The organism is Pseudoalteromonas sp. S1608 (assembly GCF_005887265.1).
GTDB lineage: Bacteria > Pseudomonadota > Gammaproteobacteria > Enterobacterales > Alteromonadaceae > Pseudoalteromonas > Pseudoalteromonas undina.
In genome coordinates this window covers 86,190-101,536 of record NZ_PNDK01000052.1, presented here as the reverse complement: position 1 = coordinate 101,536, position 15,347 = coordinate 86,190, and the positions used below count along the sequence as shown (strand labels likewise).

The following is a 15,347-nucleotide window of genomic DNA, read 5'->3' as shown; positions in this document are numbered from 1 at the left end:
CCAATGCACGATTATAAATTATTCAGTAAATGACAATTTGATTTAGGACAATATATGAGCATCAGTTACCCATTAATTATTATTTATAATAATGAGATTGAGCTATTAGAGCATGCAGATGAGTTACATGATTTTATTTATACTATGGACGTGAATGAGCAGAAAAACGTGGTTATTTTAGATAAGGTAAGTGGCTATCAAGGTTTAAATGGCGATGCGCATAATGCACTCAGTGCAATACAATTAGCGCAATTGGTAAAGGAATATTTAGCAAAAGAAGGACAATGTTGCCTCAGTAAAATAGAGCAGCTTACTCCTGATCAGGCATTTATGTTACTCGCCGAAATCAACTAAGGCTTTAACGTGTGCAATCGCGCTGCGCCCGAGGGCAGACAGTGAGTATCCTCCCTCTAGGTAAGAGATAATTCCTAAGCAATCATGTTGTTGGCTAAATAGCGCTAACTGCTCAGTAAGCCATATATAATCACTTTCGACAAACTTTAAACTGGCCATATCATCTTCAAGGTGCGCATCAAATCCTGCACTTATAAAAAGTAGCTCAGGCTCAAATTCTGTTAATTTTGGTAGCCACTGCTGCTCATAAAGCGCTTTTAAATCAGTACCATCACTAGCAATAGGCAAAGGTGAATTTACCAACGTGGCGTTATTTTTAATGGCGGTATTTGGATAAAATGGATATTGAAATAACGAGCACAGCAACACATTTTCATCATCCATAAAAATATCTTGCGTGCCATTGCCATGGTGTACATCAAAATCGATAATGGCAATACGTTTAACCCCTTTGCTTTGTGCATATTTAACCGCAATCGCAAGGTTGTTAAACACACAAAAACCAGAAGAGCTATCTCGGTTAGCGTGATGTCCTGGCGGGCGCACTGAGCAAAATGCAGCATCCAATTTACCCTCTAAAACCTCATCAACAGCGAGTAACCCTGCACCTACTGCACGCTCAATTGCTTTCAATGAATCGGGGCATAACCAGGTATCGCCGTCCAAATCGCTAAGCCCTTCGGTTGGGATCATACTTTCTACATGCTTGATGTGTTGTTCACTATGCGCCAATAAATAGTGCTCACGCGAGGCCTTAGGCGCTTGTTTTTGCTCAATAGCGACATCCAGCCCACTTGCAAGTAGACGGTCGTTTATCGCATCCAAACGCTCAGGGCACTCTGGATGATCGTCAATCATTTTATGTTTACGGCAGTGGGGGTGAGAAATAATCGCAGTGCGCATAGCTAACTCCAAAAATAAGTTGCTTAACGAGTATAACAAAGCCACCTGAGGGTGGCTTTGCGACTTTGGTTGATACTAAACGACTATTTAACCAAGGTTCTGGTTATTTAGCTTTTAAGTCAAGATTTCTAAAATCAAAGCTAAAATCGGTCACCTGCGTTGAAACTGCGTTCATTTTCGCTGATTCTACACGGTTATCTGCACTCATAGAAAAACGAATAAAGGCATCTGCCTCTAATAGCTTTTCATCCCATTTAACAATAAAGGTATTACCTGTGTAATGCTCCAACTCACCTTTGAGGCGCTTTGTATGGGTAAAATCAATGCGTAATTTACCATCTAACTCTTCAATTATTACATCGCCATACCAATCATCATGCAAAGTTCCGGTGTAATTAATGGTTGGCAATGCCGGCTGGATATCTGCAGGCACTGATGGAGCCGCGTTAGCATAGGCTTTTTCTTTACCTGCAAAGTGCTTTTTAGCTAAATCTTCAACCCAGTCTTTATCTTCAAGCTCTAGTACATCTTCAAGTACTTCATGAGTCACCGCCGATAATGCAGAAAACGCTTGTTGGTTGCTTAATATCACAATTCCCACATTTTTCTCTGGCAAAAGAGTAACCTGCGAGACCATACCTAAAATACCACCACCATGTGCCAGCTTCTTAACGCCGTGGTAATCTTCTATACTCCAGCCCAACCCATAACCTCTAAATTGTTGATGGTACGCTTCATAAGCACTTTTGGATGCTAGTGAGGTAATATGTGGGTGCCACATTTGTGCTTGCTGCTTTTCACTAAATAGCTGCTCGCCATTAGGCATTTTGCCACCAGCAAGTTGAGTACGTAGCCATTGGCTCATATCATTTACGCTTGATGCAATGGCTCCTGCGCCTCTGAAGTCTTCAAGGTAATTAACAAAAAAGGGATGCAATTTACCGTCCATTGGGATGTGCCCAATTGCCCAGTTTTTGTTATTTTTAGCGATACGCGAAAAGCCAGCCCGTGAGTTGCTCATATTGAGCGGCTGTAAAATATTTTTTTCAGTGTAGTCGTTCCAGCTCATCCCCGATATACGGGCAACAACTTCACCAGCGGTAACAAACATTAGATTGTTGTAAGCATATTGGCTACGAAAACTGCTCGCAGGTTTTAAATATTTCAGCCCCGATAAAATATCGGCTACCGATTTATCAGTACTTGGCCAAATCATTAAATCGCCTTGACCAAGCCCTAACCCACTGCGATGGCTTAGCAAATCGCGAATTCGCATTTCACGGGTAACGTATGGGTCATGCAATCTAAATTCGGGTAGGTGATCAATTACGCGATCATCCCAGCTTAATTTGCCTTCATCCACCAGCTTAGCCAGTGCTGCACTGGTAAATGCCTTGGTATTTGAAGCAATGCCAAATAAAGTGTCTTTATTCACCTTGCTATTAGTATTGAGGTTGGCAACACCAAAGCCTTTAGCAAATACTACTTTGTCATTTTCAACAATAGCAACGGCCATTCCGGGTACATCAAACCGCGTCATTGAAGCGTTGATCACCTCTGAAATTTTATCGGTATCAACCGCTGCAGAGCTCGTGAACGTCCAGCCAACCAATAATGCGGCTGTGGCTAATTTTGTTAGTTTCATAGTGTTACCTTAGGTTATTATTTTTGTTTAATCTTGATGAACCGCAAATTCTATGTCGGCGCGCGCTTTATTCGTATCTTGCTTACTAGGATAAGCTAAAATACGTTGACTATAATGCTCTGGCACACCGGCCTCAAGCGCACCACGATATACATGCTGCACGTACCAGTCATAAGGTAGCAGTGTGTCGTCATGTGTGTTTGCTATGTAGCAGTGCACATTAATGTCATCGTCATCTAAAAGGCTCACGGTTAAATCAACACAGTCGTAATTAGGGCCTTCAATTTTATCTAAGATCTCTTTTTCGGCCTCATTAAGCTGATACACTACCCCATATACAACTGCATCGGGTTCGTTGGTGGGCACAATAGTGCATTTACCTGAACCATCAGCAAAGGCCATATTAAAGGTTAACTTATAGCCTTTTAAAAGCGCCGTACCCACACGTTTTGCGTTAGGTAAACGTGCCAATAAACGATTAGATGACATATTGGAGCCAAACGAAAAATTATATAACGCCATACTATTCCTTAGGGTCTATCAAATAACAACTCGCACAGCCAGTGCGATTAAAATAATGCCAATGCCACGATCGAACCAATAGCCACTTTGTTGAAAAAAGTTTCGCACCCGTGCTTTTGATAACAATAGCGACAAAATAGAAAACCAAGCCCAGGTAGCAAGCGCCATATAAACACCATACCCCACTTGCACTATTACTGGTGTTGTAGGGCTAATCACCAAGGTAAACAAAGACATAAAAAATAGCGTAGCCTTAGGATTTAATGCATTGGTAAAAAAACCACGGCGAAACGCAAGCCATGGTGACTCAGGTACAAGGATGGGTTTTGCAGTCTGTTCTGATGAGGTGTTTGAAGGTTTAGCAGCGCGTAGCGCCTGCACACCTAAATACGCTAAATACGCGCCCGCTATATATTTAAGTGCCATAAACAGCGAAGGCGATTGAGTTAACACCAACGCGACTCCCAACACACAATAAGCTATGTGTAATAAAATAGCTGCGCCTACACCTGCACTGGTCCACAGCGCATTATGCCTGCCGTACTGTACACTTTGCTTAAGTACCACAGCAAAGTCCGGCCCGGGACTCGCCACTGCAAAAAAGTGAGCAATGGCAATTAATAAAAACTCATCGATATAGATCATGATTAACTGGCTTGCTCTGGCGAAAAAGCCAACAACAATGGATTAGCCGACTGGTTAACCAACGTTTTTATTTCTTTTTGCGCTTTTTTAAATTGGCCTCTTAAATGCGGTTTTAAATGTTTTTTAGAGTGTTTATCTTGCTTAAAGTAGCTTACTAACGCATGCATAAATACAGTATGGGTTTCACTGAGCGTGGCTTCGCGATTGGCATATGGGTTGTAACATGAGCCACAACCGCCTTTAAACTGGTACACGGTATTGCTCATCATCACCCCAAAACCTAAAAAGCACGCTAAAGCATCCGTTGCTTGAGGTAAGAACTCTTTACCACCTGGAGGTAATACGCCTACATGATGAATTAAAATGGTAGCAAGAGTACCTGCAAAGCTAGCTACTAAATCTTGTGGCTGATTAATTTGGTTGGGGTTAAACGACACATTAATTGCATGGCTTGGTGGCACCATTAAATGGCAGTGCTCACCACGTAGATGCTCACTAAATTCAAAATGTGGAAACACCTGAGGTTGTAATTGTTGCGGTGCAACAAGTGTTATAGGCCACTCATCCATACCAGCATAATGTTTAACACGCGCAAATACTTTACTGGCCATTTCTTCAATGCTTGAAACCGAATCAGGAAAAAACTCGACCGTTGGCAAAATAATTTGGCTGTGCTTAGTAAAAAAATTCAGGTCAAAGTTTTCTGCTGCCCAAATAAAGGTATCAACTAGCCACTGTTGTTCTTGTTCTGCCAATAAGGGCTTTGATTTAAATAGGGTTAACATAAACTATTCTTGCCCCTTCGCCCATTGCCATGCTTGTGTATTGTATAAAGGCACCGTAGAAAGCGCGTGATGATGACTGCCCGTAGATTCTTTCGTTGAGTACGATAAATACAATAACGTATGGGTTTTAGCATCATAAATGCGACGAACTTTTAACGACTTAAACAAAATACTCTTAGATGATTTAAACACGACTTCACCCGACTTACTACGGTCAATAGACTGTAATTGGTCTGCGGTAATTGGCCCTGTTTGGCGACAAGCAATCGACATATCTGATGGGTCTGAAAAGTCTAGATTAGCCTCAATGTGACTAATATGACAAGTAACCCCAGTCACTAGCGGGTCTTGCTGTGAGTTAACCACCACATCTTTAGTGGTAAACAGCCCTAAACTCACTGAAGCAACATCATCAGAACACCCTGTAAGCCCTGCTAAACACGCAATTAGACTACCCATTTTGAGATACTTCATAGCAAGTCCTTCGTTCATAATAAAATTAAGTTATGCCTTATACTAAACGCTTTCACTGCGATAAAACAAATTTTATAAGCAATAAAAAAGGCACGCCCGAAGGTGTGCCTTTGCAAACAAATACAGCTAAAAATAATTAAAACCTATATTGTGCACCTAGATAAACATAACGACCGGCACCGCCGCCGTAGCCACTATAAAAGTTACCTCGGCCACTTGGATAAAATGCCCCTTTGTCGTCAAATACATTATTAATCCCACCAAATACACGTAAGTCACTCTTATCTGTCAGTGCCATAGTGTAAGACGCTGATAAACTATGCTTTAAAAATGAGCCATAGTTTTGATATGCCAGTGGCTCAGGGTTAGCAATACAACCGGCATCGCCCGTAGCACAGCGTTCTTCATTTGCAGCAACATATTCAAGGTAATCTTTCTCATCTTCTTGGCTTGCTTTAAAAGCACCTACGTAATTTGTACGCCAGCGGATACGTAAGTCATCCATTTTCCATACAATCGACATAGCGGCTTTATCTTTTGAACGGCCATAACCTGCATACTGAGAAGTCACACTAGAACCATCTAACCCTTCATAGGTTTGTGAGTTTTCAATAATGTGATTGTAATCAAGCTTAAATGACAGGTTACCATAGCTGCCTATGTCATATTTGTAAGTTGCAACTACATCGTAACCGCGCGCTGTTAACTCATCTAAGTTATATTCACGCTGTAGTATTTTTACAATGTTACCTTCGTCGTTACGGGTAATATCGTTACAGTATTCGTTATCACTACCCCATGACGCTTCTGAGTCATAACATTCACGCATGATGTTTTCGTTACTTATTTCATCAATTGCATCAACAATGGCAATGTCGTAGTAATCAACCGCTAAGTTAAAGCCATCTAAAAACTCAGGTGAAACAGTAATACCAAAGGTATAGGTATCGGCTGTTTCTTCTTTTAAGTTTGGATTACCCGTATTTGGTGAATAGTTATTGTCTTCACTATCAAATTCAAAGTCAGGATCATCAGCCAGCTTTTGTGCCAAGGTTGGCTCTAAACGGCAGTTATCGTGCCCTGGGTTTGTTGATGTTGCCGTTAAGCCATCACAAATATCATCAAATGAATCAAAATCGCCACGAGGAGGTGACAATAGCTCTGTAATAGTTGGGGCACGCTGTGCACGCGCATAGTTAGCACGTAGCATGTATCCATCAATTGGCTGCCACAATAATCCTAACTTATAACTGGCTACGGTGCTGATATTATCAATACTGTAATTTGCTAAACGCAACGATGTTTCTGCCGATAAGCTTTTAGCAAATGGCACATCTTTAAGTAGTGGCACTGCAAGCTCTGCAAACGCTTCATATACTTCTACTTCACCATAAAAAGAAGGCACAACGTTAAACGTAATACCGCCCGCTTTCATATCATCACTGGTATCTAAGCTTTGCGAGTCTTTACGATACTCTGCACCAAATACTGCAGACACATTACCGGCTGGCAATTCATATAAGTCACCGGTGATATAACCCATTACCGTGTACTGTTGAATCTCAGTATCAATAATTGGATTTGTACGGATCCAGTCAGCCATGTCAGGGGTAATAGACCCTTCACCAAATAAATTAAGCGGGACACATCCTTGCGCTCGCGCTTCGGCGTCTTTACATTGAATAGTGCCATCGGCTAATTTTTCAGCTTGCAGAGCTTGGTTAACACGTACCGTGTTTAGCTCGTTACTGCGGATTTGATGCTGTTTAAATTGACCATATCCGGCAGAAATATCCCAATCCCATGTATCATCAAACATCATACCTTGCAGGCCAGCCCAGGTACGAATAGTCGTACGGTCGTTATCGGTGCTGATATTACCTACTTCACCAAAACGACGATCCCAATAAATACGGTCTTTGTATGGGTTACTGTCAATAATTTCTTGTGGCACATATGGGTTATCAATAGGAATATAACCTGGCGCAATATCATCGATAGGATCCCCTGTCACTGGGTCGTAGCGAGGTACGTAAGCCCCTTCGTATTCATCTTCTGGTGACTTATCGTTGAACGAGCCACTCTTACTGTATTGAATTTGGAAATAACTCATGATGTCGTCTGTTACATCATAATCGACTTTTATTGCAGTCGAAAAGTTATCACTCGGCACATCAAGCATGACGTATTGCTGTGAATTAATACCATAAATTTCTTCATTGCCTTTCCAATCATCACGTAGCGTTTGACCGTCGTACCAAAACTGAGTGTCGTTATTATTATTCTCTAAAAATACACCACCTAAGGTACCATCGCTTTTGCTTGCCCAATCAGCTTGTGTAATACCACTCATACACTGATAGCCATCGGCGGTGTACATTTGATTACACATCAGCTCATCATCGTAACTATGCGCCGCTTCTATTTGCGCTCGGTCGCGATCGTAAAAGGTCATACCAAAATCACGGTCCCAGTTTGAGCTGACAAATACATAACCGCGATCATCAGCAAATGACGTTCCGTAGTTTAAATCAAGCGTAAATTCGCGACCGCCACCATCTGTTGTTTCACCGCCACGGGCTTGAAATTCAAAACCTTCTTTTTTTGACTGGGTAATAATATTAACAACACCGGCTACCGCATCGGCACCATAAGTGGCCGACGCACCACCACTAATAATTTCAACGCGTTCTACCATACCACTAGGAATGGTATTTAAACTGACATAATTACCGCCGTAACTATTAGAGACAACACGGCGGCCATCAATCAATGTCAACGTTCTATTAGCGCCTAAGTCACGAAGCTGGACTGTTGATAAACCAGTACCCGAAATGCTTGATTGGCTGGTTGTGTTGCCAATACTTTGGCTCAGTGCAGGCATATTATCGATTAATACATCTGAAAGATTGCCTAAGCCTGTATCCTGAATTGATGCTCTGTCCATGGTAACCAGCGGAGTTGTGACCGAAAAACTATCACGCTTTAAACGCGAGCCTGTTACTGTTATTTTCTCTGGTACTTCTTGTACCACTTCTTCGCTTGCCTTAGCAGTTGATTGACGATCAATTGCCTCGTCATTTGCTATTGCATGCCCAGATAGACTCGCTGTTATAGCCAAAGCTAAAGCGCATTTTTTGGTTGATATTTTACTCACAGACTTCCCTCATTTTTTATTATCCCATTAGTAGCTTTTTTATTAACTTTTTAGTTATTAAATCTGTTTTGTACTAATTGGTTTGTTTTACTAATAACAGGTTGTAAGTAATCGTGAATAAAAGCACAATGAGAGGTGTCTCGTTTATATCCCTATTTTACATCTATTTAATATCTATTTATTTATAATCATGGACTTATATTTATTGTGTTAGAATGTTGTAAAATTGAATATTAACTAATTATCGTGTTACTTTGCATTAAACAACACGTACAAACATCGCTAATAACTCATACTAGGAAGAGGTTTAAATACACATACTATGAATACTCAACAGCCTTTTTCAATTGGAAATTGCCAAATATCGGCGTTTGAAAATAAGCTGTTTTGTGCTGATAAAGCCTGTATTTTACAACCTAAATTTATAGAGCTGCTGACCTACTTAGTAGCGTGTTATCCAAATGCGGTGAGTCGCGAACAACTAATCGAAAACGTATGGGATGGTAATCAATATGTGGGTGAGAAAGCGCTCACTAATGCCATATGGCACCTTCGTAAAAGCTTTAAAGAGCTTGACCCCGACAACACCTACATAGAAACACTGCGTAAAACAGGTTATCGCTTAGTGCAAAAACCAATAATGCCAAACGCGCAGAACAGTATTAATACATCCTCTACTCGCCCTAAATATATTTTCGCTGTAGTCATGGCTATCGTGGTCTTGTTATTCGCTGGAGTCTGGGGTTACAACGCTTTTAGCGATGAAAATAAGCCACTTGCGCTATCGCAACAAGCAGAGCGCTTATACGATCATGTTGAAACCATTACTACCAGCCCTGGACGAGAGCTATTCCCTGCTATATCCAGCGACAGTCACTTTTTAGCATATTCTTGGCGCCGCCCTGGTCATAAAGCAAATTTATACTTACGTGATTTACATTTACCCGAACAAGCTGCAATAGCACTTACCGACACCCCATTCATTGAAGGGCGAGCGGTATTTAGCTCTGACTTAACCTCTATTTATTATTATCGCCGTATATCTGGTCAAGGCTGTGAGGTTATTCAGCAAAATATTGCCTCGGGAAATACCACTATTTTAGGGAAGTGTGGTAACAAAGCGAGTACCGATATAGACATAAATGCCCTAGGCACTAAACTGGTTTATATTAGTGAAGATGATGAAAATAATCTGACTCAACTTAACCTTGTTGATTTAACCTCATCGCCATACACAATTACTCAAATACCTTGTATTTCAGCATGCCAATATAACGATGAGTCGGTTGTGTTCTCCCCAGATGCAACTCAACTTGTAGTATCTCGTAACTTACCAACGGGGTTTGAAGAATTATTTTTAATCGATATAAAAACAGGCAATGCAAAGCAGTTAACTACTGGGTTTATTGATATGAGAGGCGTTGATTGGCACCCCTCTAAGGCGCAACTCGTTTTTTCTGGTGTAAAAAAAGGTAAACGCCAAGGGTACTTTTACAACCTTAAAACACAACAAATGATCAATGCCCGCATAGATGGCTTAAGCTACCCAGAATTTGCCAGTGATGGCAGTTTGTATTTTCATCAGTGGAATATAGACTCGGCTTTAATGCGTTTAGAGGTTAATAATGCGGTCGCAAGCTCTCCTTTCCCAGTATTATCGAGCCATTTTAGTACCCGCTTTCCTAATTACAATAAAACCAGAAACAAACTCGCGTTTGTCTCTAATGAGTCGGGCTCAATGGAATTGTGGACCGCAAAAAAAGACGGTACATCTCGAAAGCAGCTCACTAATCTCAATGCCAATATTTACCACCCAGTATGGTCGCCTGATGGTGATTATATTGCTTTTGTTGCCTCGCACCCTAGTGGTCATGCGTTATACCTGTATGACTTTAATAAACAAACCAGTGAATTATTACCTACGGGCTTTAGCGATCATGGTAAACCGAGCTGGGCTGCAGACAGTAAAAGCGTATTAGTCTCTGATGATCAGCACGTGTATCGCTTCGATTTAAATGGTAATAAACTCGAACAAGCCATAGATTCACCAACATTATATGCTTATGAAAACAAGCAAGGCGCTTTAGTTTTTGCCAACCAAGCAACTAATCAATTATGGATAAAAGCTCCTGATAGCCAAACTGAGCAACCACTGGTTAGCGAAATTAATTTATCTAATCATAATTCGTGGTACTTTTTTGAAGGCGACACCTTAGCGACATCGCGTATTTACTATTTTAATGTAAAACAAGGTGATTACCGTTTGAGTTATTACGACTTTTCAACCAAAAGCCATCATGACGTTATACGCCTTCCCGAACGCGCATTTAGTCGTACCTCTGGCTTAACCTATATTTCAAATACCAACTGGCTGGTATACTCTTCGTATAAGTCACCACAAATTGACATAAAACGTATCAACCAAAAATATTTGCCCTAAAAGCAACAGCCTGAACTATGCTAAGCCAAATTTTTAAAAATTAAGCTCTATAGGGTTAGCGTGTACAAACCCGTTTGGTATAATTAAACAAACCAATCTAAAGAGGATACGCTAAATGCCACACATTATTATTGAACACTCAGAAGATCTGCCTTTATTACCTCAGGTTCTAGTGGAAAAAATCCACACAACAACATTTGAAAGTGGCTTATTTGATTTAGAAACAATAAAAACTCGTGCTATTGCGTATCAACATTACCAATTAGGTGTGGGTAAAGAAGGGTTTATTCATATTGCTGTACATATTATGGCTGGGCGCTCTATTGAGCAAAAGCAAAAGCTAAGTGAGCAGTTACTAGCGTGCCTACAAACATATTGCAGAGCCTCTGATAGCTTAAGCGTTAATATTTACGAAATGAATCACGAGATTTATCGTAAAAATTAACGGCTATTAAAACATCATAGTTATAGGCAAGTGCTCTATAACTATGATGGTATCCCCGCTCTGCTAATTTTTATAAAACCGCGGTTAAAGCGTAAACTTACCTAGTAAATCCCTTAAAATATTCGACTCTTTATTTAAACCATTACAAAGCTGCTCTGACTTTTTCATATTTTCTTTGGTTTGCTCTGCCGAGTCGGAGATCATTACAATATTTTGGCTAATTTCTGAGGTTGCTAACGTTTGCTCTCGCGTTGCTGTAGCCACTGAGTTATTTAACTCGCTTAACAGTACAATTTCCTGTGAAATACCATTTAATGTATGGCCTGTTTCTTTTAATCGTTCGGCATTTTCTAAAGTGTTTTTGCTGCCCAATTCAATCGCAGTTACCGTGCTTGAAGCTTTAGCATTTAACGAAGCAATCATCTCATTAATTTGCTCTGTAGACTCCGCAGTACGCTGTGCAAGCGTTCTCACTTCATCAGCAACTACTGCAAAGCCACGCCCTTGCTCTCCAGCTCTCGCCGCTTCAATTGCCGCATTTAACGCCAATAAGTTAGTTTGCTCAGAAATCCCTTTAATGACATCCAATACATGAGAAATTGATTTAATCTCTGTCGAGAGCTCTAACACCGAAGCCACAGAATTGGCCATCGATGCTTCTAACTGTTCCATTTGTTTAATTGTGCTTTGCACAAAACCAACGCCTTTATGCGTCGTTTCTTCGGTTTTAGTCGCAATATCTGCCGCATTGCTGGCACTGCCAGAAATATCCTGAACCGTAACTTCCATCTCATTAACCGCTGCCGCCACCGTTTGTGTACTCGATGACTGTACCTCAGCTAAATTAGCTGCTCCTTGTACTTGCTCAAGTACATCTTGGGAAATACCTTTAACATGAATTGCCGACTCAGAAACCTGTTTAAACATATAATGTAACTGCTCTAAAAACAGATTAAACTTAATCGCCAAGTCTGAAATTTCATTATTATCGTCAGTAGGAAGTCGCGCTGTTAAATCGCCATCTTTTTCTGTTAACGCATTCACTGCTGAAGTAATGTTTTCGATTGGCCTAAATATTTGCCCTACCAACACGCGTGCTGACGCTAAACCGACAAGAGCAATAATTACACCAAAAATGATATTAGTATTAATAGCACTATTAATTGGGCCATATAATTGCTCTTGGGGAATTTCAGCAACTAGATGCCAACCTAATGAGTTTACAGGCGTACTTGATACAACATAGTCATCACCATCAATTACTTTACTTTGAATTGCCCCATTTTTAATCGGCGTCAAGTCAACAGATTGCCCTATTTTAGTTTTATTACCATGCAGCATAATCTCGCCACTACCAGAGACCAAATAAACAATGCCGCCCTCACCTATCCTATATTCACTTATGAGATCCACCATAGAATCGAGCGAACGGCCAATTCCGGCAATTCCTTGTCGTTGCCCATCAAGCTCAATGGCATAATTAATAAATACCATCACCTCAGAGCTGCCTTTATCTATGTCGAGCGCTACTTCAAATGGTCTATCCGATGCTAAAAAAGCATCAAACCAAGTATCACTACTATCTATTTGCCTGGAAATACCCTCATCGGTGTAATAGTTACGGGAGTTTTTAGAAATAATATATGCGTTACTGGCTTGGTTTTTATTTTTTATATGTTTGAGGTAATCAATAAATTTACCTCGACTTTGCGCATCTTCATTATTATTCATCCATTGCTGCACAAATAAGTTTTGCGCTATTTCTTTGCCTACAACAATAGGTGTAGAAAGTTCCAGCTCTATTTGGCTTTTAACTTCACTAAGCGCAGTCGGTAAATCTACTTTTGCTAGTTTTTCTTCTGTATTTGAGCGAATACTATTGGAAAAGATTAGAGTAGATATTGCTAAAGGAGCAACAACAGCCAGAATAAGGCTGAGGTATACTTTTCGTTTTAATAACATAGAGCACCTAAGGGGTAACTAAGCAGTATTTTATATACCGCACACAATTAACAGTAGCGACATTAAAGGGCATAAAGTAAAGATTTTTATAATAAAACCCCATAACACTTTAATAGTAGATTCAACTGTGTTTATTGCAATGTATTCAATAGAATTAATAAAAAAATCAGTGTACTGGTGAAAATACGATAGAAATAACAAAAGCGAATTTTATAAACTAGGAAAATGAGTTTTTATTTACTTGGAAAGCTTTGAAAAGTGGTGGCCCCTCCCAGACTCGAACTGGGGACCTAACGATTATGAGTTGCAAAACAAGGACTTACTACGAGTTACTTTTTGATAAAACTATTTACTAATTTTCATAGCTATATCATAGGGTTATTGAATAAACCCTACCTCTGATGCATAAATCATTATGTATTTCAGAACGTTAAATTTTACGTTCAAAGTAGCACAGAGGTAGCACCATATGTCAGACACAAAATTTCGCTTCACAGAATTGTCGCTTAAAAAGATAGAATCAAACGGTAAACGCACTCGTTATTATGACAATCTATTGTCAGGACTCATTTTAGATGTGAGCGTAGCTGGTAAAAAATCATTTAGAGTTTATAAAAAGATACCAGGGCGAGACACCCCGGTTAATGTCACCCTTGGTTACTTTCCATCAATTACACTTGATGATGCAAGGCGAATGGCTAAAAAAGTAATGGCAGATATCGCAGAGGGTATAAACCCTAACGACCTTAAGCGCCAATTTAGAGCCGCTTCTATTACCCTGAAAGAAGCCTTTGATTCATACATCGAATCTAGAGATCTAAAGCCTATAACCGAAAGGGGGTATCAACAAAAAATAGATTGCTACCTATCAGATTGGCATAACAAACGCCTAGCCGATATAAATCAAACAATGATTTTAAAGCGCCAACGAGAAATAACCTCTAGAAGCCCTGCTCAGGCAAATTATACCATGCGCCTAATGCGTGCTTTATTTAACTTTGCTAAAGCTGAATACAAGTCTTCAGAAGGTCGCTCATTATTTCCAGAAAACCCTGTAGATACACTTTCTGAAAAACGAAGCTGGAATAATGTAAAGCGTAAAACAACAAGACTGCGTCGTTCACAACTAAAACCATTCATAGACGCATTATATGAAGTAAGAAATGAAGCTGCTAAATACCGTCAAAATAGTCGTGTCGGTTTTTGTGATTATCTGGAGTTTTTAACCTTTTCAGGCCTGAGAAGGTCTGAGCTACTGCAACTCCCATGGTCACAAGTACACCTTGAAGATAGGATATTCATTTTAGAGGATACAAAAAATGGCTTGGACGTTGAGTTTCCTATTACAGATCGATTAGCTGAGATATTTAATCGACGAAAAGAATACAAAGTATCTGACTATGTGTTTGGCACAAACTGTAAAAAGGGGTACCTAACTGATCCTAAAAAAACGTTGAAACATGTATGCCAAATTGCAGGAGTAAAAATCACTTCGCATGATTTACGCAGAACATTTACATCTATGGCTGAGAGTAGCGGTGTATCAGGGTACCTCCTAAAACGCCTTCTAAACCATATTACAGATAAAAGTGATGTAACTGCTGGCTATTTAATTTTAACCGCTGAGGAGCTTAAAGAGCCAGCAGAAAAAGTAACAGAAACAATAGCCAAATATGCAGGTTTGATTGAAGAAAAACCTGATGATCAAATGAGTGAAATGAAAAGTCTCTTAGCAGGCTTAACTAAGGAACAGAAAGTTGAGTTGATGAGCACTTTGTTAAGTTGATATTTATAAATTTCTTCTAAATCAAAAAAGTCCCTATACGGGACTTTTTATTAATTATCGTTGACCTACAGGTGCTTTGTTTACTACCTGTACTTGAGAGGAAATTGCTCGCTCAATAACTTGATTATAAACTCGCTTTTTCTCACTTGAACTTGAGTCAAGTACAAAGTCTGAAAGCTTAGAATTTTGAGCTTGCTTTGGCTTTATTAAATTTGAAAACATAGGTACT

The 15,347-nt window shown here is 40.0% G+C and carries 13 protein-coding genes; 4 read left to right on the top strand and 9 right to left on the bottom strand.

All coding sequences use genetic code 11. The annotated features are described in order from the left end of the window. The first annotated feature begins 54 nt into the window (after positions 1-54). Positions 55-354, top strand: coding sequence for a DUF4144 family protein (locus tag CWB75_RS17280; RefSeq protein WP_075169887.1), 300 nt, complete (start codon positions 55-57; stop codon positions 352-354). Here the strand turns inward: CWB75_RS17280 and CWB75_RS17275 are convergent. From CWB75_RS17275 to CWB75_RS17245, 7 genes are all read right to left on the bottom strand, one after another. Then, positions 334-1,257 (bottom strand): histone deacetylase family protein, encoded by a 924-nt coding sequence (locus CWB75_RS17275; protein ID WP_138571292.1) that lies wholly within the window; start codon positions 1,255-1,257, stop codon positions 334-336. The two genes, CWB75_RS17280 and CWB75_RS17275, sit on opposite strands and share 21 nt — an antisense overlap. Positions 1,258-1,360: 103 nt before the next feature. After that, the gene (locus tag CWB75_RS17270) at positions 1,361-2,902 is read right to left on the bottom strand and encodes a serine hydrolase (RefSeq protein WP_138571291.1); all 1,542 of its coding nucleotides are present in this window, start codon (positions 2,900-2,902) and stop codon (positions 1,361-1,363) included. A gap of 27 nt (positions 2,903-2,929) precedes the next feature. After that, positions 2,930-3,424, bottom strand: coding sequence for a gamma-glutamylcyclotransferase family protein (locus CWB75_RS17265; protein ID WP_010391767.1), 495 nt, complete (start codon positions 3,422-3,424; stop codon positions 2,930-2,932). 18 nt (positions 3,425-3,442) lie between these two features. Next, complete coding sequence (locus tag CWB75_RS17260) at positions 3,443-4,069, bottom strand: LysE family translocator (protein WP_138571290.1); 627 nt, start codon at positions 4,067-4,069, stop codon at positions 3,443-3,445. 2 nt (positions 4,070-4,071) lie between these two features. Beyond that, complete coding sequence (locus CWB75_RS17255) at positions 4,072-4,854, bottom strand: hypothetical protein (RefSeq protein ID WP_138571289.1); 783 nt, start codon at positions 4,852-4,854, stop codon at positions 4,072-4,074. A gap of 3 nt (positions 4,855-4,857) precedes the next feature. Continuing rightward, positions 4,858-5,328: a CreA family protein gene (locus CWB75_RS17250; RefSeq protein WP_041708852.1), complete on the bottom strand. Its 471-nt coding sequence runs from the start codon at positions 5,326-5,328 to the stop codon at positions 4,858-4,860. A 136-nt stretch (positions 5,329-5,464) separates the two neighbouring features. After that, a complete protein-coding gene (locus tag CWB75_RS17245; protein ID WP_138571288.1) occupies positions 5,465-8,485 on the bottom strand; it encodes a TonB-dependent receptor domain-containing protein in 3,021 nt (1,006 codons plus the stop codon). A gap of 322 nt (positions 8,486-8,807) precedes the next feature. Between CWB75_RS17245 and CWB75_RS17240 the strand changes: the two genes are divergently transcribed. Both CWB75_RS17240 and CWB75_RS17235 read left to right on the top strand, forming a co-directional pair. Beyond that, positions 8,808-10,925: a winged helix-turn-helix domain-containing protein gene (locus CWB75_RS17240; protein WP_138571287.1), complete on the top strand. Its 2,118-nt coding sequence runs from the start codon at positions 8,808-8,810 to the stop codon at positions 10,923-10,925. Positions 10,926-11,040: 115 nt separating this feature from the next. Then, entirely contained in the window at positions 11,041-11,370 is a 330-nt protein-coding gene (locus tag CWB75_RS17235; protein ID WP_008114843.1) for a 5-carboxymethyl-2-hydroxymuconate Delta-isomerase, read from the top strand. Positions 11,371-11,454: 84 nt separating this feature from the next. Here the strand turns inward: CWB75_RS17235 and CWB75_RS17230 are convergent, their stop codons facing one another. Next, entirely contained in the window at positions 11,455-13,332 is a 1,878-nt protein-coding gene (locus tag CWB75_RS17230) for a methyl-accepting chemotaxis protein (protein WP_010391757.1), read from the bottom strand. Between the two features lie 469 nt (positions 13,333-13,801). On the opposite strand from CWB75_RS17230, the gene CWB75_RS17225 reads away from it, so the two are divergent. Beyond that, entirely contained in the window at positions 13,802-15,118 is a 1,317-nt protein-coding gene (locus CWB75_RS17225; RefSeq protein WP_138571286.1) for a tyrosine-type recombinase/integrase, read from the top strand. 54 nt (positions 15,119-15,172) lie between these two features. Here the strand turns inward: CWB75_RS17225 and CWB75_RS19115 are convergent, their stop codons facing one another. Continuing rightward, complete coding sequence (locus CWB75_RS19115) at positions 15,173-15,340, bottom strand: hypothetical protein (protein WP_164835547.1); 168 nt, start codon at positions 15,338-15,340, stop codon at positions 15,173-15,175. Positions 15,341-15,347: the final 7 nt, after the last annotated feature.

What these genes read in the sequence shown, in the direction of transcription:
- CWB75_RS17250 (WP_041708852.1), bottom strand. Translation starts at nt 5,328, where the DNA reads ATGAAGTATCTCAAAATGGGTAGTCTAATTGCGTGTTTAGCAGGGCTT.
- CWB75_RS17240 (WP_138571287.1), top strand. Translation starts at nt 8,808, where the DNA reads ATGAATACTCAACAGCCTTTTTCAATTGGAAATTGCCAAATATCGGCG.
- CWB75_RS17260 (WP_138571290.1), bottom strand. Translation starts at nt 4,069, where the DNA reads ATGATCTATATCGATGAGTTTTTATTAATTGCCATTGCTCACTTTTTT.
- CWB75_RS19115 (WP_164835547.1), bottom strand. Translation starts at nt 15,340, where the DNA reads ATGTTTTCAAATTTAATAAAGCCAAAGCAAGCTCAAAATTCTAAGCTT.
- CWB75_RS17235 (WP_008114843.1), top strand. Translation starts at nt 11,041, where the DNA reads ATGCCACACATTATTATTGAACACTCAGAAGATCTGCCTTTATTACCT.
- CWB75_RS17265 (WP_010391767.1), bottom strand. Translation starts at nt 3,424, where the DNA reads ATGGCGTTATATAATTTTTCGTTTGGCTCCAATATGTCATCTAATCGT.
- CWB75_RS17275 (WP_138571292.1), bottom strand. Translation starts at nt 1,257, where the DNA reads ATGCGCACTGCGATTATTTCTCACCCCCACTGCCGTAAACATAAAATG.
- CWB75_RS17280 (WP_075169887.1), top strand. Translation starts at nt 55, where the DNA reads ATGAGCATCAGTTACCCATTAATTATTATTTATAATAATGAGATTGAG.
- CWB75_RS17270 (WP_138571291.1), bottom strand. Translation starts at nt 2,902, where the DNA reads ATGAAACTAACAAAATTAGCCACAGCCGCATTATTGGTTGGCTGGACG.
- CWB75_RS17230 (WP_010391757.1), bottom strand. Translation starts at nt 13,332, where the DNA reads ATGTTATTAAAACGAAAAGTATACCTCAGCCTTATTCTGGCTGTTGTT.
- CWB75_RS17225 (WP_138571286.1), top strand. Translation starts at nt 13,802, where the DNA reads ATGTCAGACACAAAATTTCGCTTCACAGAATTGTCGCTTAAAAAGATA.
- CWB75_RS17255 (WP_138571289.1), bottom strand. Translation starts at nt 4,854, where the DNA reads ATGTTAACCCTATTTAAATCAAAGCCCTTATTGGCAGAACAAGAACAA.